Origin of the sequence: Micromonospora sp. WMMA1923 (assembly GCF_049179195.1) — a bacterium.
Classification (GTDB): Bacteria; Actinomycetota; Actinomycetes; order Mycobacteriales; family Micromonosporaceae; genus Micromonospora; species Micromonospora yangpuensis.
This window is the reverse complement of record NZ_JBMHLZ010000001.1, coordinates 3,717,941-3,738,933: the sequence shown is the minus strand read 5'-3', so window position 1 is coordinate 3,738,933 and position 20,993 is coordinate 3,717,941. Positions and strand designations below refer to the sequence as shown.

The 20,993-nt window shown below is 74.7% G+C and carries 17 protein-coding genes and 2 pseudogenes; 11 read left to right on the top strand and 8 right to left on the bottom strand.

All coding sequences use genetic code 11. The features are described from left to right. Window positions 1-4: 4 nt before the first annotated feature. The 6 genes from ACN28G_RS16750 to ACN28G_RS16725 form a co-directional block, all read right to left on the bottom strand. Window positions 5-1,129: a glycosyltransferase gene (locus ACN28G_RS16750; protein ID WP_091441178.1), complete on the bottom strand. Its 1,125-nt coding sequence runs from the start codon at window positions 1,127-1,129 to the stop codon at window positions 5-7. A 36-nt stretch (window positions 1,130-1,165) separates the two neighbouring features. Further along, entirely contained in the window at window positions 1,166-1,966 is an 801-nt protein-coding gene (locus tag ACN28G_RS16745) for a carotenoid biosynthesis protein (RefSeq protein WP_091446825.1), read from the bottom strand. A gap of 23 nt (window positions 1,967-1,989) precedes the next feature. Further along, complete coding sequence (locus tag ACN28G_RS16740) at window positions 1,990-2,550, bottom strand: GNAT family N-acetyltransferase (protein ID WP_091441174.1); 561 nt, start codon at window positions 2,548-2,550, stop codon at window positions 1,990-1,992. Next, on the bottom strand, window positions 2,547-3,284 hold the full coding sequence (locus ACN28G_RS16735) for a monooxygenase (protein WP_421479605.1): 738 nt from the start codon (window positions 3,282-3,284) through the stop codon (window positions 2,547-2,549). Before ACN28G_RS16735 ends, ACN28G_RS16740 begins: the two co-directional genes overlap by 4 nt. Before the next feature lie 97 nt (window positions 3,285-3,381). Then, window positions 3,382-3,618, bottom strand: a complete 237-nt coding sequence (locus ACN28G_RS16730) for a hypothetical protein (RefSeq protein ID WP_421479603.1) — start codon at window positions 3,616-3,618, stop codon at window positions 3,382-3,384. 145 nt (window positions 3,619-3,763) lie between these two features. Further along, window positions 3,764-4,858: a hypothetical protein gene (locus tag ACN28G_RS16725; RefSeq protein WP_421479602.1), complete on the bottom strand. Its 1,095-nt coding sequence runs from the start codon at window positions 4,856-4,858 to the stop codon at window positions 3,764-3,766. A 192-nt stretch (window positions 4,859-5,050) separates the two neighbouring features. Here ACN28G_RS16725 and ACN28G_RS16720 point away from each other — a divergent pair, with 192 nt between their 5' ends. From ACN28G_RS16720 to ACN28G_RS16670, 11 genes and pseudogenes are all read left to right on the top strand, one after another. Beyond that, a complete protein-coding gene (locus ACN28G_RS16720; RefSeq protein WP_421479600.1) occupies window positions 5,051-5,794 on the top strand; it encodes a lysophospholipid acyltransferase family protein in 744 nt (247 codons plus the stop codon). Between the two features lie 422 nt (window positions 5,795-6,216). Beyond that, complete coding sequence (locus tag ACN28G_RS16715; RefSeq protein WP_091441159.1) at window positions 6,217-6,666, top strand: SAV_6107 family HEPN domain-containing protein; 450 nt, start codon at window positions 6,217-6,219, stop codon at window positions 6,664-6,666. Between the two features lie 60 nt (window positions 6,667-6,726). Next, on the top strand, window positions 6,727-7,476 hold the full coding sequence (locus ACN28G_RS16710; RefSeq protein WP_229688208.1) for a hypothetical protein: 750 nt from the start codon (window positions 6,727-6,729) through the stop codon (window positions 7,474-7,476). Continuing rightward, window positions 7,473-8,729, top strand: a pseudogene (locus ACN28G_RS16705) (DNA polymerase Y family protein); the annotation flags it as partial. The gene ACN28G_RS16710 and the pseudogene ACN28G_RS16705, both read left to right, overlap by 4 nt. Window positions 8,730-8,852: 123 nt before the next feature. Then, window positions 8,853-9,191 (top strand): annotated as a pseudogene (locus ACN28G_RS16700) (DNA polymerase Y family protein); the annotation flags it as partial. A gap of 126 nt (window positions 9,192-9,317) precedes the next feature. Continuing rightward, window positions 9,318-12,704 carry an error-prone DNA polymerase gene (locus ACN28G_RS16695; protein ID WP_421479598.1) on the top strand — a complete coding sequence of 1,129 codons (3,387 nt, stop codon included), beginning with the start codon at window positions 9,318-9,320 and terminating at the stop codon, window positions 12,702-12,704. A gap of 156 nt (window positions 12,705-12,860) precedes the next feature. Beyond that, on the top strand, window positions 12,861-13,070 hold the full coding sequence (locus ACN28G_RS16690; protein WP_139135723.1) for a hypothetical protein: 210 nt from the start codon (window positions 12,861-12,863) through the stop codon (window positions 13,068-13,070). Between the two features lie 54 nt (window positions 13,071-13,124). Next, entirely contained in the window at window positions 13,125-13,892 is a 768-nt protein-coding gene (locus ACN28G_RS16685) for a methyltransferase domain-containing protein (protein WP_421479596.1), read from the top strand. Continuing rightward, window positions 13,889-15,076, top strand: a complete 1,188-nt coding sequence (locus ACN28G_RS16680) for an alkaline phosphatase family protein (RefSeq protein WP_421479595.1) — start codon at window positions 13,889-13,891, stop codon at window positions 15,074-15,076. Before ACN28G_RS16685 ends, ACN28G_RS16680 begins: the two co-directional genes overlap by 4 nt. Before the next feature lie 20 nt (window positions 15,077-15,096). Next, window positions 15,097-16,386 (top strand): DNA polymerase IV, encoded by a 1,290-nt coding sequence (locus tag ACN28G_RS16675; RefSeq protein ID WP_421479593.1) that lies wholly within the window; start codon window positions 15,097-15,099, stop codon window positions 16,384-16,386. Between the two features lie 115 nt (window positions 16,387-16,501). Further along, window positions 16,502-16,897: a DUF3040 domain-containing protein gene (locus tag ACN28G_RS16670; RefSeq protein ID WP_091441140.1), complete on the top strand. Its 396-nt coding sequence runs from the start codon at window positions 16,502-16,504 to the stop codon at window positions 16,895-16,897. Window positions 16,898-17,190: 293 nt separating this feature from the next. On the opposite strand, the gene ACN28G_RS16665 is transcribed toward ACN28G_RS16670, so the two are convergent. Next, window positions 17,191-19,665 carry a transglutaminase TgpA family protein gene (locus ACN28G_RS16665; protein WP_421480924.1) on the bottom strand — a complete coding sequence of 825 codons (2,475 nt, stop codon included), beginning with the start codon at window positions 19,663-19,665 and terminating at the stop codon, window positions 17,191-17,193. Window positions 19,666-19,693: 28 nt separating this feature from the next. After that, window positions 19,694-20,992 carry a DUF58 domain-containing protein gene (locus tag ACN28G_RS16660; protein WP_091446816.1) on the bottom strand — a complete coding sequence of 433 codons (1,299 nt, stop codon included), beginning with the start codon at window positions 20,990-20,992 and terminating at the stop codon, window positions 19,694-19,696. Between the last annotated feature and the right edge of the window lies 1 nt (window position 20,993).

Genomic DNA, 20,993 nt, shown 5'->3' with positions numbered 1-20,993 from the left:
CCTCCTAGGTCACCGGGCGGCCCCGCCAGGACAACCGGCGCCGCTTCCGCAGATGGTACGACCGCAGGGTCAGCCAGCCGAGAACCACGACCGACACCGGGTGGGCCAGCGCGTCGGGCCACCACCGTCCGCCGGTGGCCCGGGCGCTGATCACCCGCCCGAGGACCCCGAGCAGGTACCCGGTCGACGCGACGAATGTCACCAGCGGCGCGCCGGCCACCGCGGCGACGACGGCCAGCAGGACGGGAACGGTGTAGAGGGCCAGCAGCAGACCGACCACGACCGCCGCCGCGGCGGGGTGCCCGAAGGTGGCCCAGAGCGACTTGCTGTAGCCGTCGCGCAGCTGCGGCCAGTCCTGGTACATCCGGCAGCTGGCCAGCCGGGAACCGTCGGCCAGCGCGATCCGGCCGCCGGCCCGCTTCACCGCCCGCGCCAGCTCGATGTCCTCCAGCACCCGGTCACGCACGGCCGCGTGGCCACCGGCGGCGTCGTACCCGGCCCGGTCGACCACCAGGAACTGCCCGCCGGCGGCGGCCAGCGACGGCCGTGCCGAGGCCTCCATCGCCCGCAGCGGCAGGAAGGTCAGCCACAACCACTGCAGCAGCGGCTGGATCAGCCGCTCGGCCACCGACCCCACCAGAATCCTCGGGTACGGCGACAGCAGGGTGGCCCGGGCCGCACGCAGCTCGCCGACCGCCGCCGCGACCGCGTCCGGGGCGAGCACCACGTCGGCGTCGACGAAGACCAGGACGCCCGCCGCGCCGGCCTGCCCGGCGAGCTGGTGGCAGGCGTGCGGCTTGCCCAGCCAACCCGGTGGCGGGCTGACCCCGGTGCGCAGGTCGACCCGCGGATCGTCGCCGACGGTCGCCCGGACCACCTCGGCGGTGCCGTCGGTGGAACCGTCGTCGAGCACCACGATCCGCAGGTCGGCCACGCCCCGCTGGGCCAGCAGGGCGGACAGGCACGGACCGACCCGGTCGGCCTCGTCGCGCAGCGGCAGCAGCACCGCGACCGGCTCGTCGACCCCGGCCGGTCGGTCACCGGGTCGGCGCAGCCAGCGGGTGGCGTTGACCCAGGTGTGCGCGGTGAGCACGGCGACGCCGAGCACCAGGGCGAACAGGACGGTCACCGGCTCACCTCACGGCACCCGCGGCCGGGGCCCACGTCAGCCGACCGCGCCGGCGTCGACCGGCTCGTCCCGCCGGTCGGGTCGTGGGCTGCGACGGCGGTGCCGGCCGAGGGTCACCGCCAGCGGCACCGCGGTCACCGCCATGCCGACCCCGCCCCACACCGCCGAGGCGGGCAGGTCCAGGAAGACCGCGTGGGCCAGCACGCTGGAGAAGTACGTCCACAGGTAGAGCGCGAACATCGGGTGGTCGGCCGGCCCGGTGTGCTCCACCGCCGCCCCGGCCAGCGGCCGCAGCGCGCTCATCATCAGCACCGCGAAGAGCAACCAGCCCAGGTAGTTGCTGACCGGGATGCCGGGCAGGCCGGGCAGCGCCGGGGTGGCGTTCAACCAGCGCCAGTACCCCTCGGCGACCATCTGCGGATCGAGGAAGAGGTCCCAGGCGGCCAGCCCCACGGTGGCCAGCGCGATCCGGCGCAGCGGTCGCAGCCGTCCCGGCCCGCCGGTGAGCCGGACCGCGGCCAGCCAGGCCGGCCAGGCCATCCAGGTCCAGGCCAACGGGATGATCAACGGCACCCCGGCGAGCTTCGGGCCCAGCTCACCCGAGTAGTCGTAGGTGCCGAACGGGAAACCGGTGGCCACCCCGAGCGCCTCGATGGCGAAGCCGCCGCCGGTGGCCACCGCGACCAGCGCCGCCGCCGTCCGGGGGCCCCGGGTCAGCAGGGCGTGGCCGACCGAGAGCAGGTAGCCCAGCACCACCGTGGCCACGGTCAGCCCGGCCCGGGTGTCGCCGGTGGTCAACGGGTAGCAGATCTGGGCCAGGATCAACGCGCCCAGCATCAGCCAGGGCAGCCGGTGCCGGGTCACGACGGGCCCTGCTCGGCCGGGGCCAACGGCAGGTCCCGACCGAGTACGCCGAAGGGGCGCTCGTCGCCGGGGAAGTGGAAGTGCCGCAGGACGTCGACGAAACCGAACCTGCGGTACAACCGCCAGGCCCGTGAGGTCTGCTCGTCGGCCTCCGGCGTGGAGAGCAGGGTGGTGCCACCCGGGGCCATGCCGAGCAGCGCCCGCAGCTGTCGGGCACCCAGGCCGTGGCCCTGCGCCGCGGGCCGGACGTGCAACTCGACCACCTCGAAACAGTCGGTCAGCCAGCGCTGCCGTTCCGGCACCGCCAGGGCCCGGTACACCTGGTCGTGCCACCACTGGCCGGCCGATCCCCGGTAGCCGTACCCGAAACCGGCCAGGTGACCCTCGCGGGTCAGGCTGGCCACCGCGCGGAAGTCGGGGCGGCGGACGTGGGTGGCGATGTAACCACGTCGGGCCTCCAACAGGCCGGCGCGGTAGTTCATCGCCTCGCCGTAGACGGCGACCACGTCGTCCAGCCGCCGCAGGAGATCGTCCGGCGTCCACCGCACCAACCTCACGCCTGTCCGCCCCTCACCGTTCCCGCGTCGCCGTCGGCGACCCAACCCAGCACCGTCCGGTCACCGACCACGTCCCGCACCGCGAACCTGGCGAAAAGCTCCTCCGCGTACCAGTTCTCGCTGGCGGTCCGGGTGATCGCCGCCCGGTGCTCGGGGTGACGGTACGCGAACCCGACCAGGTCCGTCGGATCGCGCCACACGGTGACCGTGCCCTGCCAACCGAGCGGGGCCTCGCCGACGCCGAAGCGGGCGAGCAGACCCGGCGCGGCGTGCAGGGCGGCGGCCACCGGCGGTATCGCCCGCCAGAAGGTGAGGGTCCGGGCCGGACGCAGCCGGGCCCGGGTCAGCGCCAGCACCGGCCCGTCGACCCGGCCGCCGGGCGGGTCACCGAAGGGGCGCTGGCCGGACCACTCGCCCCGGCTGCTCAGCGGGCGCAGGTCGACCCGGACGGCGGCGGCGGCGAGGCGGGCCCAGGCCCGGCCGACCGGCGAGGTGTCGAACCGGGCGGCGGCGCTCGGGTCGTCCCACACGGTCAGCGCCGCCCAGCGGGTCGGGTCGGCGTCGCCGGGGCCGAAACCGGTGCCGGTCCCGGTGCCGAGCACCTTGCCGAACCGGACGCCGTCGGTGGCCCGCAACCGGCGTGGGTCGAGTGCCATCCGGACCAGCGCCCGGGGCAGCGCGCTCGGGCGGATCCGCCACACGTGCAGGGTGACCAACTCCGGGGTACCGGGCATGCCGGCCATTGTCCCCGGTGCCGGTCCCCGGGATCTCCCCGGTACCTGGCGTTCCATCTCGCCGGTGCCCGGGCGGTGGCCTCGTCGGCCGGGCGGGTCAGGAAGTGCGCCCCTCGGGCATCGGGGCCGGTTCGGCGTCGCGCATCCGCTCCGGGGTCCAGTACTCCGCGGCCTCCTGCGGTGCGCTGGTGGAGCGGGTCGTCTCGCTGATCCCGGCGGGCGGGCCGCCGACCGGCCGGTCACCGCCGACCCGCAGCCACCCGGCGACTCCGGCGGCCCCACCGAGCAGCACGAGGACGGCGACGCCCGCTCCGATCACGGCTCGACCGGTCATCGCCAAACTCCCTTCGTGGCTCCGTGCCATCTCGTCCATCGTGCCACGCACCGGTGTCGGCAGGCGGCGGAAACTGATTCGGGGCGTCCCGGTCGAGCTGGCCGGGACGCCCCCGGAAAGTGAATGTAAATTGCGTCCCCGTCGGTCACCAGGTCCGGTTGGCGTACGTCCGGTAGAGGGTGCCGACAACGGCGTCCGAGAAATACGGAGAACCGATGTACGAGGGATTGTCGCGATCGTTGGTGTAACTGGTCACCCCGTGTACGTCGCCGATTCTGGTGCTGTTGTCGTAGCGGTAGTACCAGGGGCCGCCGCTGGCCCCGCCGCCCCAGGGGCAGCCCATCTCGATCCGGTTGCTGCCGCCGTCGGAGGAGGTGCCGGAGCAGACCCACTGCACCTCGCCACCGCTGCGGTTGCCCGGGTAGCCGAAGATGTCGTAGTGGTACGTCCGGCCGCCCCCGGTGAGCAGGCCGTTGGCGCCGACCGCGTCGACCACGGAGCGACTGCCGATCACCAGCGCCACGCCGACGTCGTACTGCCGCTCGCGGGTGCTGACCCACCCGCTCGGCACGGCCAGGGTCGACCAGCTCCAGCTGCCGTAGGGCCGCGCGCCGTCCCGGTAGGACGGGACGAACATCCAGTTCGCGGTGTGCCAGGTGCGACCGGGCCCGTCGTGCAGGCAGTGCGCGGCGGTGAAGACCATGTTGCGCGCGGCGCTGTTGACCACGCTCGCGGAGCAGTAGTTGCCCGCACCGGTGGTCGAGTTGGTGAAGAAGATCTTCCCGACCGTGATCGACTCGTTGAGCTGCACCGCCCGTCGGGCGGCCGCGGCCGGGGCGGCCTCGCCGGTGGCGTACCGGACCACGGCGTCGGGCCGGGGCAGTGGGGTGCGCGCGCCCCCGGTGGCGGCTGCCGTCTTCGCCGTCTCGTCCAGCGGGGTCGCGGCGGCCAGTCGCCGGGCCGTCCAGTACCGCGCCGGGTCGGTGGCCGGGCCGGCGGCGCGGGTGAACCGGGCGGTGCCGTCGGCGTCGACCGTCGCCGGGACACCGGTTGCGGCCGGACCGGCGGTTCCGGCGGTACCTGCGGGGTCGGCGGTTCCGGCGCGGTCGATGGTTCCTGCACGGTCGGTGGTTCTTGTCGGGGCGGCGGTCGCGCCGGTGGCGTACAACAGCGGCAGGACGAGTGCGGAAAGGATGAGCAGCCGGCTGGCGACGCTGCGGTGGAACGGGCTGTGCGACACGGTTCCCTCCGATTGTTACTGCTGTCGAAAAATTGCGGAACATTCGTCCGCGCGATGTCGACAGGGAAGCAGCGCGTGATTATTCGTGTCAACGGAGTGCGCGGTTTGCCGCCTGTCGTACACCGGACCTGGCCCCGTTCATGGGACTTGCATGCGGTGGGAGTTGCGGCGGGCGCGGGGAGCGGGTGCGCGGTGCCCGTAGACAATGTGCGCGGTGGCCGCCCACCCGCCGCCACGCCCGTACCGACGCCCCCGGGGGACGAGATGCTGTTGCAGACGACCGCACGATCGGTGCTCGCCCCGCTGGTGCGGCTGCTGTTCCGGGCGGAGGTCCGGGGCGGGGAGAACATCCCGCGGCAGGGGCCGGTGATCCTGGCCGTCAACCACCTGTCCGTGCTGGACAGCTTCGTCGTCCCGCTGGTCGCGCCCCGCCCGGTGGCCTTCCTGGCCAAGGCCGAGTACTTCCGGCAGCCGGGGGTGAAGGGCTGGCTGTTGCGGACCGTGCTGACCGCCGTCGACGCCGTACCGGTACCCAGGGGTGGCCATCGTGCCGCGCAGGCGGCCCTGGACGCCGCGCTCGGGGTCCTCGCCGCCGGGCAGGCGTTCGGCATCCACCCGGAGGGCAGCCGGTCCCGGGACGGTCGGCTCTACCGTGGGCGGACCGGGGTGGCCTGGCTCGCGTTGGCCTCCGGCGCTCCGGTCGTCCCGGTCGCCGTCGGCGGCACCGACCGGATCCAGCCCGTCGGCGCCCGGCTGCCCCGGCCCGGCCGGCTGACGGTGCACTTCGGTACGCCGCTGCGGTTCACCCCGCCACCGACGGGTGCAGCCGGTGGTCGGGCCCGGCGGGCGGCCACCGACGAGATCATGGCCGCCATCCGGGAGCTCTCCGGTCAGCAGCCGGCCGAGGAGTACAACTCGCTCTCCACGCCGGGCTAGCCCCCGCGGACACCCCGCCACGCTGGAGCTGGCCGGACGTTGCGTTTTTGTCGTGGGGGAGGTGTACTGTCGGCAGTGTTAGAACGCGTGTTCGATTTACTCGTACGTGCGTTCCAACGCCGGGAGAGGTGTTTCGCGGCACCGGCTCCCGGCAGGCGCGGTTCCGCGGACCGCGCCGGGCACCGGGCAGTCGCGAGTCCGGTCCCGTCAGGCAGGAACGTCGTCCGCCGCCCACGACCCCCGGGCGGCGGACGACGAACCCGCCGGTTTCGCCGGCCGGGTGTGGTGTGGGGAAGCGTCCACACCCGGCCGGTCGTCACCATGGCGCGTCTTCCTCCGCGCCGCCTGGACGTCTCGCCGGGGTGTGGGCTCCTGAGCTCCGCCGCCGGCGAGGTGACCGCTTCGGCCCGTGGAGGAGACACATGCCTACCAGTCCGGCTCAGGCACCGACGGTGCCGGCGCACGTACTGCCCCACCGCACCGCGCCCCAACTGCTCGCGGTGGCCCGTCGCGGGCTGACCGAGGCCGCCCAGACCCGACCCGACGGTCTGCGCTACGCGGCCGCCCACCTGGCGGCGCTGCGGGCGGCCGCGGCGTTGCTCGCCGCCCGGGCCCGCCCCTCGCCCGCCCGCCGCAACCGGGTCACCAGCGTGTGGGTCCTGCTCGGCACGGTCGCCCCGGAGCTCGACGAGTGGGCCCGGTTCTTCGCCTCGGCCGCCGGTAAACGAGCCGCTGCCGAGGCCGGCATCCCCCGGGTGGTCAACGCCCGGGAGGCCGACGATCTGCTCCGCGCCGCCGAGGCGTTCGTGACGGTGGTGGAGACCGCACTGGGCATCGCCCACCAACCCCCACTCGATGGTCTCGCCGCCTGACCGCCGGCCGGGCGTCCGACGGCAGTTGACCCAGCAGACACACGACGGGGGGTAGGTCCGATGGCGGGCCGTATGGTGGTCGGCTCCACCGCGCTCGCCGGCCTGGTCGCTCCGGCGAGCGCGCCGGGGCCGACCGGTGGTCACCGGATGCTCCCGGTGGCCCCCGAGCTGACCGGTCTGCTGCCCCACCGTGGGCTGCGCCGGGGCAGCACTGTCGCGGTCGCCACCGGGCATCCCCGGCACAGCGGCGGCACATCGCTGCTGCTGGCGCTGCTCGCCGAGGCGTCCCGGACCGGTTCCTGGTGTGCCGTGGTCGGGGTGCCGGGCCTCGCCGCCGGCGCGGCGGCCGAGGCCGGTGTCGTCCTCGACCGGCTGGCCCTGGTGCCGGACCCGGGGCCGGACTGGGCGACCGTCGTCGCCGCGCTGATCGACGGGGTGGACCTGGTGGTCACCATGGCGCCGGAGACGGTCGCCCCCTCGGCCGCCCACCGGTTGGCCGCCCGGGCCCGTCAACGGGGCAGCGTGCTGGTGCCGTACGGGCGGTGGACCGGTGCGGACGTCACCCTGCAGGTGGTCCGGGGGGTCTGGGAGGGGCTCGGGGCGGGCCGGGGCCGGCTCCGCCGCCGGGAGGTGACCGTCTCCGCCCGGGGGCGGGGTGCCGCCGCGCGCCCCAAGGAGATCAGGCTGTGGCTGCCCGGTGCCGAGCGCACCCGGATCATCCCCCGGTCCGCCACCGCGCGTCCGCCCCACCCGAGCACCGCCCCGGTCGCCCCGGCGACCACCAGCGGCCCGCTGGTCGCGCTGGTATGACCGGGAACGCGGGGACGGCCGGTGGGCCGGTGCGGACGATGCTGCTCTGGTGCCCGGACTGGCCGGTGCTCGCCGCCGAGATCGTCGACGGGGTACCGGCCACCGGACCGGTCGCGGTGCTGCACGCCAACCGGGTCGTGGCCTGCTCGGAACCGGCCCGGGCCGAGGGGGTGCGCCGGGGGCTGCGCAAACGCGAGGCCCAGGGGCGCTGCCCACAGTTGACGGTGGTCGAGCACGACCCCGGCCGGGACGCCCGGGCGTTCGAGCCGGTGGTCGCCGCAGTCGAGGAGGTGGTCGCCGGGGTCGAGGTGGTCCGCGCCGGTGCCTGCGCGGTGGCGGCCCGGGGCCCGAGCCGTTACCTCGGTGGCGAGGAGACCGCCGCCGAACAGCTCGTCGAACACGTCGCCCAGTCCTGCGCGGTGGAGGGCCAGGTGGGGATCGCCGACGGGGTCTTCGCCGCCGGGTTGGCCGCCCGTACCGGCCGGATCGTGCCACCGGGCGAGACGCCGGAGTTCCTCGCCGGCCGACCGGTCGAGGCACTGGGCCGGCCGGCCCTGGCCGACCTGCTGCGTCGGCTCGGGATACGTACCCTGGGCGGCTTCGCCGCGTTGCCCGCCGGCGACGTGCTTACCCGGTTCGGCTTCGACGGCGCGCTGGCCCACCGGCTCGCCGCCGGTCGGGACCACCGACCGCTCGCCCCCCGGCAGCCGCCGACCGACCTCACCGTGACCGCGGCGTACGACGAGCCGGTCGACCGGGTCGACGCGGCGGCCTTCGCCGGCCGGGCCCTGGCCGAAGAGCTGCACCGTCGACTCGCCGGGTACGGACTGGCCTGCACCCGACTCGGCATCGAGGCGGTCACCGCACACGGCCAGGAACTGCACCGGGTGTGGCGACACGACGGACTGTTGACCGCCGCCGCCATCGCCGACCGGGTCCGCTGGCAACTCGACGGTTGGCTCTCCGGCGGCGGTCGACACCCGAACTCCCGACCACCCCGGCCGACCGCCGGGATCGTCCGGCTGCGGTTGGTCCCCGACGGGCTGCTGGCCCAGGTCGGGTTGCAACCCGGGCTGTGGGGGGAGGCCGGCGAGGAACGGGACCGGGCGCACCGGGCGTTGAGCCGGGTACAGGGAATCCTCGGTCCGGAGTCGGTGGTCACCGCCGTGCTGGGCGGCGGCCGTTCCCCGGCCGACCAGGTACGCCTGGTGCCCTGGGGCGACGAACGACTGCCGGCCCGCCCGGGTGCGCCACCCCTACCTCCGGGCGCGGCGTCCTCCGCCGCGGTGGCCCGGGGTGCTGCATCGTCCTCCGCCGGGGTGGCCCGGGGCGGGGCGGCGTCCTCCGCCGGGGTGGCCCGGCCGGGTGAACCGCCGTGGCCGGGTGAACCGCCGTGGCCGGGGCGGCTGCCACCGCCCGCGCCGGCGGTGGTGCTGCCCGCGCCGCTGGCCGCGACCGTCCACGACGACGCCGGCCGGCCGGTCGAGGTGAGCGCCCGGCTACAGCTCACCGCCGTGCCGTGTCGACTGGTCGTCGGTACGGCGAAACCCGCCCGGATCGTGGGGTGGGCCGGTCCGTGGCCGGTGGACGAACGCTGGTGGGCGCCGGCCGAGGCGTCCCGACGGGCCCGGTTCCAGGTCTGCCTGGCCGACGGTGCCGCCCTGTTGCTGGTGGTGCGGGCCGGTCAGTGGCGGGTGGAGGCGATCTATGACTGACCTACCCGCGGTCGATGGCTGCCTCCCGGGCGGCTCGGCCGGCCGGAAAGATCTTGGAAGATTTCGGCCCCTCCAGGGGCACTTTTCTTCCAATATCTTTCCGGGTTCTCGTGGGGGAGTGGTCCGGTGAGCTTCCACAACCCGAAGCTGCCCTGGTCGGAGCTGGAACAGGTGCTCTCCGGCCGTCCCGGCGCGGCGGGCCGCCCCGCCGGGCGGGCGCAGCGGCACCTGCACGTGGTGGACCCTCTCGCGGTCGACGCCGACGGCGGGGACGCACCGGCCTGGAGCCGGCACCGCCAGCCGTACCGACCGCCGGCCGGGCGGGACCACCCGGCGCCGCCCACCGACGTGGTGCCGTACGCCGAGTTGCACGCCCACAGCAACTTCAGCTTCCTCGACGGGGCCAGCCATCCGGAGGAGCTGGCCGAGGAGGCCACCCGACTGGGGCTCACCGCGCTCGCCGTCACCGACCACGACGGCTTCTACGGGGTGGTCCGGTTCGCCGAGGCGGCCCGTACCCTGCGGTTGCCGACGGTCTTCGGCGCGGAGCTGTCGCTGGGGTTGCCCGGCCCGCAACACGGCGAGCCGGACCCGCAGGGTCGGCACCTGCTGCTGCTCGCCCACGGCCACGAGGGGTACGCCCGGCTGGCCGCCACCATCGCCCGGGCCCAGCTGCGCGGCGGGGAGAAGGGCCGCCCGGTCTACGGCGAGCTGGAGCAGGTGGCCGCCGAGCTGCGTGACCACGTGCTGGTGCTCACCGGTTGCCGCAAGGGGCACGTACCGGCGGCGCTGCTCGACGCGGGCGTCGACGCCGCGGCCCGGGAGCTGGACCGGCTCACCGCGCTGTTCGGCGCGGAGACGGTGGCGGTGGAGCTGACCGACCACGGGCACCCGGTCGACGGCGACCGCAACGACGCCCTCGCCGAGTTGGCCGCGTCGGCGGGGCTGCCCACGGTGGCCACCAACAACGTGCACTACGCCACCCCGGGGCGGCGACGGCTGGCCACCACCCTGGCGGCGGTGCGGGCCCGGCGCAGCCTGGACGAGATCGACGGCTGGCTGCCCGCCGCCGGCACCGCCCATCTGCGCAGCGGCGCGGAGATGGCGGCCCGCTTCGGCGGGTACCCGGGCGCGGTGGCCCGGGCTGCCACCTTCGGCGCGGAGCTGGCCTTCGACCTGCAACTGGTGGCGCCCCGGCTGCCGGCGTACCCGGTGCCGCCGGGGCACACCGAGATGAGCTGGCTGCGCAAGCTGACCATGGACGGGGCCGGCGAGCGCTACGGCCCGCCCGAGGCGCACCCCGAGGCGTACGGGCAGCTGGAGCACGAGCTGCGGATGATCGACGAGCTGGGCTTTCCCGGCTACTTCCTGGTGGTCTACGACATCGTGGCGTTCTGCCGCGCGCAGGACATCTACTGCCAGGGGCGGGGCTCGGCGGCCAACTCGGCGGTCTGCTACGCGCTGCGGATCACCAACGTGGACGCGGTCCGGCACCGGCTGCTCTTCGAGCGGTTCCTCGCCCCGGAACGTGACGGCCCACCCGACATCGACGTGGACATCGAGTCCGACCGCCGGGAGGAGGTGATCCAGCACGTCTACGCCCGGTACGGCCGGGAGCACACCGCCCAGGTGGCCAACGTCATCTCCTACCGCCCCCGGTCGGCGGTGCGGGACGTGGCCAGGGCGTTCGGCTTCTCCCCCGGCCAGCAGGACGCCTGGAGCAAGCAGATCGACCGCTGGGGGCCGGTCGCCACGGTCGACGTGGAGGGCATCCCCGAGCAGGTGGTGGCGTACGCCGACGAGGTGCAGACCTTCCCCCGGCACCTGGGCATCCACTCCGGCGGGATGGTGATCTGCGACCGGCCGGTGATCGAGGTCTGCCCGGTGGAGTGGGGGCGGATGCCCGGTCGCAGCGTGCTGCAGTGGGACAAGGACGACTGCGCCGCCGTCGGGCTGGTCAAGTTCGACCTGCTCGGCCTCGGCATGCTCTCGGCCCTGCACTACGGCTACGACATGATCGGCGCGAGCCTGGACCTGGGGGAGATGGGCCTGGACGACCCCGAGGTGTACGCCATGCTCTGCCGGGCCGACTCGGTAGGGGTGTTCCAGGTGGAGAGCCGCGCCCAGATGGCCACCCTGCCGAGGCTCAAGCCCCGCGAGTTCTACGACCTGGTGGTGGAGGTGGCGCTGATCCGGCCCGGCCCGATCCAGGGCGGCTCGGTGCACCCGTACATCCGGCGACGCAACGGCCAGGAGCCGGTGACGTACGCCCACCCGCTGATGCGCAACGCGCTGGAGAAGACCCTCGGGGTGCCGCTGTTCCAGGAGCAGTTGATGCAGCTCGCCATCGACCTGGCCGGCTTCGACGCGGCCGGGGCCGACCAGCTGCGTCGGGCTATGGGGGCGAAACGTTCGGTGGAGCGGATGGAACGGATCGCCGACCGGCTCTACACCGGCATGGCGCGGCGGGGCATCACCGGCGAGCTGGCCGACGACGTCTACCGCAAGCTCACCGCCTTCGCCAGCTACGGTTTTCCGGAGAGCCACGCGATGAGCTTCGCCTACCTGGTGTACGCCAGCTCCTGGCTCAAGCGGTACCACCCCGGCCCGTTCCTGGCCGCCCTGCTGGCCGCCCAGCCGATGGGGTTCTACTCGCCGCAGACCCTGGTCGACGACGCCCGCCGGCACGGCGTCGAGGTACGCCGGCCGGACGTCAACGCCAGCGACGTGCACGCCTGCCTGGAGAGCACCCCGAGCACCCGGTGGGGCAGCGTCCCGGGGGAGCCGCCGTCGCGGTGGGGGCTGGGCGGGCCGGCCGTCCGGTTGGGACTGTCCGGGGTACGTACCCTCGGTGACGACGCGGCGACGCGGATCGTGGCGGAGCGGACGGCGCACGGGCCGTACCGGGACATGCCGGACCTGGCCCGGCGGGTCGGCCTGACCGCCGGGCAGCTGGAGGCGTTGGCCACCGCGGACGCCTTCGCCTGTTTCGGGCTGACCCGGCGGCAGGCGCTCTGGGCGGCGGGCGCGGCGGCCCAGGACGCACCGGGCCGGTTGCCCGGCACGGTCACCGGCACCGCCGCGCCGATGCTGCCCGGGATGGCGGCGGTGGACCGCCTCGTCGCCGACGTCTGGGCCACCGGCCTGTCGCCGGAGAGCCATCCGGCCCGGTTCCTGCGGGACCGGCTCGACGCGCTCGGGGCGGTGCCGATCGCCGGGCTGGGGCGGGTGGAGCCGGGTCGCCGGATCCGGGTCGGCGGGATCGTCACCCACCGGCAGCGGCCGGCGACCGCCGGTGGGGTGACCTTCCTCAACCTGGAGGACGAGACCGGGATGCTCAACGTGACCTGTTCACCGGGGCTGTGGCAGCGCTACCGCCGGGTGGCCAGGACCAGCGCCGCCCTGGTGGTGCGGGGTCGGTTGCAGCGTCACGAGGGGGTCACCGGCCTCACCGCCGACCGGCTCGACGCGATCGACGCGCCGGTCAATCCCGCCTCCCGGGACTTCCGCTGAGCCCGCGCCGCCGGTCCGGCGCGGCGGTCGCGGACCGGTGGCGAACCGTCGACAATGTCACAACGCTGTTTACCGCGACGATTCTCGGGAGAGACTCGCGCGTAGCCGCCTCACGGGAGCATCTTGTTGGTCCCGTCGGGTGCCGGCGAAGATCTGGTGATCTCGTCGTCCGTGGAGAGGAAGAACAACAGCATGGGCAACAACGGCTACAACGCGGTGGCCAACACGCGGCGGACCCGGCTCGGTGCGGGGTGGGTACCGGTCCACCACGCCGAGTCGCGGGAGTACGCGGTGACCGACGGCCCGGTGGCCAACGACCGCCGGTCCCGCGCCGAGGACGAGCCTCCCGCCACCAACCAGGTGTGACCCCGGGGCCACACCTGCGGGGCACCGGAGGGGGCCCTGCGCGCCCGGGCGGCCGTGACTAGGCTCGACCGGGTGGAGCAGACCCGAGACCCGCTCGCCGGGCCGCCGTTGACCCCGCGTACCGCCGTGATCTGGTCGGTGCTCCGGGCCGAGCTGGAACGGCGCGGCGGTGACCGACTGACCATGCTCGACGTGGGCGGCGGCACCGGCGGTTTCGCCGTGCCGCTGGCCCGGGCCGGACACCAGGTCACCGTGGTCGACGCCAGCCCCGACGCGCTCGCCGCGTTGACCCGCCGGGCCGCCGAGGCCGGGGTCGCCGACCGGGTACGCGCCGTGCAGGGCGACGGCGACGCGCTCGCCGGTCTGGTCGAGCCGGGCAGCGTCGACCTGGTGCTCTGCCATGCCGTCCTGGAGGTGGTCGACGACCCGGCCCCGGTGGTGGCGGCCCTGGTCGCCGCGCTGCGGCCGGGCGGCGCGGCCAGCGTGCTGGTCGCCGGCCGGGCCGCCGCGGTGCTGGCCCGCGCGACAAACGGCCACCTGGACACCGCCGCCACGCTCGCCGCCGACCCGGCCGGCACCGCCGGCCCCAAGGACACCCTGCGCCGCCGTTACGACGCCGACAGCGCCGCCGACCTGCTGCGCGCCGCCGGGGCGGTGGTCGAGGAGATCCACGGGGTACGGGTCCTGGCCGACCTGCTGCCCGCCGCGGTGGCCGACAGCCAGCCGGCGGCCCTGCTCGACCTGGAACAGGCCCTGGCCGGCCGGTCGCCCTACCGGGACCTGGCCGCCGCGCTGCACGTCTTCGCCCGTCGGCCGGCATGAGCCGCTACGTTCCGCCGGCGGACCCGTTGACGCCGGTGGCGCCCCGCTACGCCGGGGACGGTCTGGTCGACGTGCTGCCCAGCGCGCTGGCCGTGCTCGGGGTGCCGGGTGCGGTCGACCGGTTGGGGCTGGCGCCCCGGCTGGCCGGGGTACGCCGGATCGCCGTGCTGCTCGTCGACGGCCTCGGCTGGTACCAGATCCCGGTGGCCGCCCCGCACGCGCCGACGCTGGCCGGCCTCGCCGCGACCGCCGGCCGACCGATCGTGACCGGCTTCCCGTCGACCACCCCGACCAGCCTGGTGACGTTGGGCACCGGGGTCGCGCCGGGCGAGCACGGGGTGCTCGGCTTCCGGGTCCGGGTGCCCGGCAGCGACCGGGTGCTCAGCCACATCGAGTGGGGCGACGACCCGGATCCGGCGCGCTGGCAGCCGGTGCCCACCCAGTTGCAGCGGGCCCGGGCCGCCGGAGTCACCACGACCGTGGTCAGCCGCCCGGAACACGGCGGCAGTGGCCTGACCCTGGCCGCGAACCGGGGTGGTGACTTCCGGGGCGCCGCCGACCTCGACGCGCTCGCCGTCGAGCTGCTGACCGCGCTGGCCGCCGGCACCGGGCCGACCCTGGTCTCCGGCTACCACCCGGACGTGGACCGGTGGGGGCACGTCACCGGCGTCGACTCGCCGCACTGGCGGGTCGCCGTGGCCGAGCTGGACGCGCTGCTGGCCCGGCTGGTCGACGGACTGCCGGCGGATGCGGCGCTGCTGGTCACCGCCGACCACGGGCAGCTCAACATCCCGGTGGAACACCGCGTCGACGTGGACGCCGATCCGCTTCTGCGGGCCGGGGTGCGGCTGGTCACGGGCGAGCCCCGGGTCCGCTACCTGCACGTCGAGCCAGGAGCGGAGCACGACGTGCTGGCCGCCTGGTCGGCGACGCTGGGTGCCGCCGCCCGGGTGCTCACCCGCGACGAGGCGGTGGCCACCGGCTGGTTCGGGCCGGTGGCCCCGGCGCACCTGGCGCGCCTCGGTGACGTGGTGGTGATCTGCCGGGACACCCACGCGGTGGTGGCCACCCGGTCCGAGCCGCCGATGGCGTCCCGGCTGGTGGGGTACCACGGCGCGGACACCGCCGTCGAGATGACCGTCCCGCTGCTGGTCGTACGGGGCCGACCGGCCGGGTTGTCGTAGCCGGCGGCTAACCTGCGGGGATGGGGCGTAGCCAGTGGTTGCCGCGCGGTGGTGATCCACGCTTCGGTCCGGGCGCGGGTCTCGGTCCGGGCGCCGGCCCGGACGCGGACGACACCGGGTGCTCGATCCTGCACGTCGACATGGACGCCTTCTTCGCCTCGGTCGAGGTGCGGCACCGCCCCGAGCTGCGGGGTCGGCCGGTGGTCGTGGGTGGGGTCGGCAACCGCGGCGTGGTCAGCTCCGCCAGCTACGAGGCCCGCCGGTACGGCGTCCGCAGCGCCATGCCGACCGCGCGGGCCCGGGCGCTCTGTCCCCACGCGGTCTACCTGCCGCCGGACTTCACCCGGTACACGGCGGCGTCGCGGGCGGTGATGGCGATCTTCCGGGACGTCACCCCGCTGGTCGAGCCCCTCTCGCTCGACGAGGCGTTCCTCGACGTGGCCGGGGCCCGGCGGCTGTTCGGCCGGCCGGTGGAGATCGCCCGGCTGATCCGGGCCCGCGTCGTGCGGGAGCTGGGGCTTACCTGCTCGGTGGGGGTGGCCTCGACGAAGTTCGTGGCCAAGCTCGGCTCCACCCGGGCCAAACCCGACGGCCTGTTGGTGGTGCCGGCCGCCCGGGTGATCGAGTTCCTGCACCCGTTGCCGGTCTCGGCGCTGTGGGGGGTGGGGGAGCGCTCGGCGGCGACCCTGCACCGGCTCGGCCTGAACACCATCGGTGATCTCGCCGAGGCGCCCGCCGGCATGCTGCGCCGGGCCCTCGGCGAGGCCGCCGCCACGCACCTGCACGCCCTGGCCACCGGGCGGGACCACCGCCGGGTCGTGCCGGAGCACGTGGAAAAGTCGATAGGTGCCGAGGTGACCTTCGAGGTGGACGTCACCGACCCCGAGGAGATCCGCCGGGCCCTGCTCTCGCTCGCCGAGCGGGTAGGTTCCCGGATGCGCCGAGCCGGCCAGGTCGGGCGGACGGTCGCGGTGAAGGTGCGGTGGGCGGACTTTCGCACCGTCAGCCGGTCCCGCACCCTCGACGTGCCGACGGACACCGCCCGGGAGATGTTCGACACCGGCTGGGCGTTGTTCACCGCTCTGGACCCGACCGAGCCGATCCGACTGGTCGGGCTCCGGATGGAGGGTCTGGCCGCCGCGGCCCAGACCCCACAGCAACTCGCGCTCGGCGCTCCCGAGCGCGGCTGGCGGGAGGCGGAGGCCGCGGCGGACGCCGCGGCTGCCCGATTCGGGCGGTCCGTCATAGGTCCGGCCAGTCTGCTCGGCAGGGCCGATCCCCGTCGAAACGAAAATCCTCCCCACCCGTAGGTCGTCCCGCTTTCCGACGCGCGACCCCCCTCGTAGACTTGCGGGTAAGCAGCCGAATGGCTGCCACGGTCTGTCGACCCGAGTGGGCCGACCCATGTGACCGGGGAGGAGTGCCGTGCCGCTCTCGGAGCACGAGCAGCGGCTGTTCGAGCAGATCGAGCAGTCGCTTGCCGAGGACCCCAAATTCGCCTCGGCCGTGCGCGCCAGCGACCCGCGTTTCCACGCGCGGCGTCGCCTGCTCGTCGCTGCCGCCGTGATCATCGTTGGCCTCGCCCTACTGGTCTACGGCGCGGTGATCAAGACGCCGCCGCTGGCGGTGGCGGGTTTCGTCGTGATGCTGGCCTCGGCGGCGTTCGCGGTGCAGTCGCATCGTCGGGCCCAGTCACCGGACCTGCACGTGGTGGGTGGCACGACGAGCCGCCGGCGGCCCCGGGGCCGTTCGGGGCGTCGGTCGTCGATGCTGGACCGGATGGAGGACCGGTGGCGGCAGCGCCCGGAAGGGCACCGCTGAGCCGGGCCGGTCGCTGAGCCGGTCCGATAGGGAGCCGGTTCAGCTCGCTGGGCTTGGACCAGCTCGCTGAGCCGGCCTGATGGGTCAGCTCGTCCTGCCGGCACAGTGGGCGGGACGAGCCAGCAGCCACGAGGCAGGTCGCGGAGCCGACGAGCCTCGTGGCATCTTGCTGCCCGTTGAGAGCCCGTCACGCCCGTCACGTCCGCCCGTCACGTCCGCCCGGCACACCGATCCCCGTCATGATGCGGCCGCCCGGGACGACTGTCCCGGGCGGCCGCGGTGTCAGCTCGCCGTCAGCGGGTGGCGCGGTCGGCGATGAGCCGCCGGGGACTCCAGCGCACCAGCCGCTGGCGTAGCTGCCCCGAGGCGGCCACCAGCCGGCCCGACGACTCCGCCAGGGCCGTCCGCCAGCGCAGCAGCGTCGACGGGGGCAGGACCGTCGCCACCAGCCGGGTCCTCCGGTCGGCCTGCTCGGCCAGCGCGCTGCGCACCGTGTGCAGTGCGGGCGGCAGGTCCTCGCCGGTCAGCGGAGTGCGGGCGTACCGGGCCCGTTCTTCGGCGTGACCGAGCAGCCGGGCCGCCGTGGCGGCGGAGGCGTGCCCGGTCAGGGCGGCACCGGCCAGCCGGTCGGCGGTGGCCCGGGGCGTCTCCGTCCGGTCCACCGGGACCCGGTAGTCGACAAGCGTGTCCACCAGCTCGTCCCACGCGGCGTGGGCGTGCGCCCGGGCCCGGTCGGCGTCCACCTCGACCACCAGTTGCCGGTCGCCGGTAGCGGTCGACCCGGTCGGGTCGTCCACCGTCGTCGCCGGGGCGGTGACCGCCGTCGGGCGGGCCCGCCGTCGACGCAGCGCCAGCCGGAGCAGCGCCGGTGCGGCCGAGAGCGCCAGCAGACCGAGAATCCCCAGCGTCCACCACGGCCAGCGGGGCGACTCGTCGACCGGTGCGCCACCGGCCGGGTCGAAGCCGGTGTCGATGTCCTGCTCGGCGGCGTCCTGCTGCTCGGCCGGAGCCGGCGCGGCCGGGTCGTCCGGTGCGGCCGGGGTGTCGGCCTCGGGACTGGTCGGCTCGGGCGCGTCGGTGTCCGGGGCCCACTCGGAGCGGGTCGACCCCTGCACCCCGTAGGTGGGCGTGGCGTCGAACGGCACCCAGCCGAACCGGTCGAAGTAGACCTCCGTCCAGGCGTGCAGGTTGCGGTTGGTGAGCGTGTACGTGTTGCCGTCCCGCTGGCTGCCGTTGGTGAAGCCGAACGCCACCCGGGCCGGGATGCCCGCCGCCCGCACCAGCCACGCCATCGCGGCGGCGTACTGCTGGCAGAAACCGACCTTGTTGTCCAGGAAGTTGACGATGTCCTGGCCGCTGGTGCCGCCCTCGGTGCTCAGCCGGTAGCTGAAACCGTTCTCCGCGGAGAAGTACTCGTAGATCGCGCGGACCTTGTCGTAGTCGGTGCGCTGCCCCTGGACCAACCCACTGACCAGCTGCTCGACCTCCGTCACCGGCGGGGTGTTGGTGTACCGGCGCCGCATCTCGTTCTCCGCCGGCAGGGTACGCGCCGCCCGCAGCTGGTCGGGCGTGAACGCCGAGCGTACGTAGTCGAACGAGTACTGCTTGCCCCGCGAGGTCTCCCGGTTGGAGAAGAGCACCTGCAGGTTGGGGTCGTAGAGCCAATTGCCGCTGAGGTCCTCGGTGCGCACCGGCTCGGCGTAGGTCGGCAGCAGCGGCATGATGAGGTCCCGGCTGATCTCCACCGTGGCCCGGTACTGGCGTTGCTCGACGCCGCTCGCGGCCCGCGCGGTTGGGTCGGGCAGCTCCTGGGCGACCGACCGGCCACTGGGACTACGGACCCGGAAGCCGTTGGGTTCCAGCACGTCGGCCACCCCGTACCGCAGGTAGAACGGGTTCGGCTCGGTGGTGGTCACCTTGATCAGGTCGGTGACCTGGGACTGGTTGAGCTGGCCGCTGAGCGAGGCGAACAGGTCGATCCGACCGGGCGCGCCGCCCTGTCCGGGGCCGCCGGTGCCGGTGCCCGCCCCGTTGCCCAGCCGGTTGAGCAGCCCACCGGACATCCCCGGCACCGCCAGCGGCAGCACGACGGCCAACGCCACCCCGACCACCGCCAACCGCCGGCCGGCCGCGGCCAGTGGGGACGCCTCCCAGACGTGGACGTCGCGGCCCTCACCGGTGAACCGGCGACCGAACCGGCGTACCCGGACGATGTTGTCGGTGACCAGCAGCCACAGGTAGCCCACGGCACCGACCACGAACGGCACGGCGGGCACGCTGTCGACGTAGACGGCGACCGGCACCGAGTAGATCGCGAGCATCGGCAGGCCGGCCAGCGCCGGCCGGCGCAGCCCGACGGTGAGCACGTCGACCACCACCGCCACCGCGCCGATGCCGAGCACGGCGAGGAAGAGCAACGGGTCGGTGTCCGGCACCTTCACCCCGTACGAGCGCATGTCCTCCAGCGACGCGCCGAGCAGGGTGCCGAAGTGCGCGAAGGTGCCCGGGGTGGGCACCAGCGCGGCCAGCCCGCTGCCGCTGGGGAAGAGCCAGTTCAGGGCGAGCAGCAGACCGGCGAGCATGCCCAGCACCTGGCCCCACAGCGGGGCCCGGACCAGCCGGGTCAACGCCGCCACGCCGGCCACCGCGGCCACCACGACAGCCGACTGGATCAGCCAGGTCCACCGTTCGAAGATGGCCGACAACGGCGCCGAGGCCAGCAGCGTCGCCGCCGCCGCGACGAAGCCGAGATTGCGGTGCGCGGTCACCACGCCACTCCGTTCCACTGGTCGATCGTCACTTCCTGCCCCCGGACACCGTCTCGGCCATCGCCGCCCGCAGCGCGAAGCCCTGCGAGCCCCGGGCCGACTGGGGCCAGAGCGCCGGCAGTTGGGCGCCGTGGTCGACGCCGATCACCCGCCAGCCGTTCTGCAGCAGGGCCAGCGCGGCCGTACCGTGCGCGTGTTCGGCCTCGGTCCGGGCCTTCGGGGGCAGGCTGAGCCAGGTCGAGCTGTCCAGCAGGAACCCGACGCAGGTCGCCCCGTTGCCGCGCAGCCCGGACAGCAGCTCCGCCTCGGCGGGGCTCAGCGACCCGAGCAGGGCGATGATCAGGCCGCCGTCGGCGCGCTGACGGACCCGCTGGACCAGCTCGGTGATCTCGATGTGCCGGTCCAGCCGGACGTCGGCCAACTGGTCCAGGACCATGCCGTCCCCGGTGCCCTCACCGGCGTCGACGTCCACCCCGGAGCCGGTGACCAACCGCAGCTTGTAACCGGACTGCCGCAGGTGCACCGCGACGCTCGCGGCGGCCGAGACCGCCCACTCGAAGCTCGCCGTCGGCCCGTCACCCTTGTGGCCGTACGCGCGGGTGTCCAGCACCACCGTGGCCCGGCTCTCCCAGGGCTGCTCCTCGCGCCGGACCATCAGCTCACCGGTGCGGGCGGTGGACTTCCAGTGCACCCGGCGCAGGTCGTCGCCGCGGCGGTACTCCCGGGTCGCCGTGTCGTCCTCGCCGTGCACCGCCACCGACCGGGCCCGGCTGTCACCGCTGCCGGCGTACTCGCCGGGCAGCCGGATCGACGGCAAGGGGGTGACCTGCGGAATCACCGTCAGGTGGTCGGTGCTGGGGAAGGACCGGCTCAGCTCGCAGAGCCCGAACGGGTCGGTCATCCGGACCACCAGCGGACCCACCTCGTACCGGCCGCGCACGTCGGCGCGGACCGTGTACGCCACCGAGCTGGCCTGGTGGGCGCCGAGCCGTTCCAGCACCACCCGGGGCCGGCTGCCCAGCGCGTACGGCAGCCGGTCCTCCAGCAGCAGCGTCCCGGTGGGCAGCCGGGACATGTTCTGCAGCCGCAACACCACCCGGGAACTGGCCCCCACCGGCACCCGGTGCGGATCCAGCGACCGGCTGCAGGCCAGCTTGTACCGGCTCCGCCCGACGTAGGCCGCGCCGAGCAACGGCAGGACGGCCAGCAGCACGGCCACCCGCAGCAGGTCCTTCTCGCCCAGGATGCCGGCGGAGATGGCCGCCGCGACCGCGGCGGCCAGGAAGGACCGACCCCGGGTGGTCAGGCCGCGCAGCCCGTCACGCACG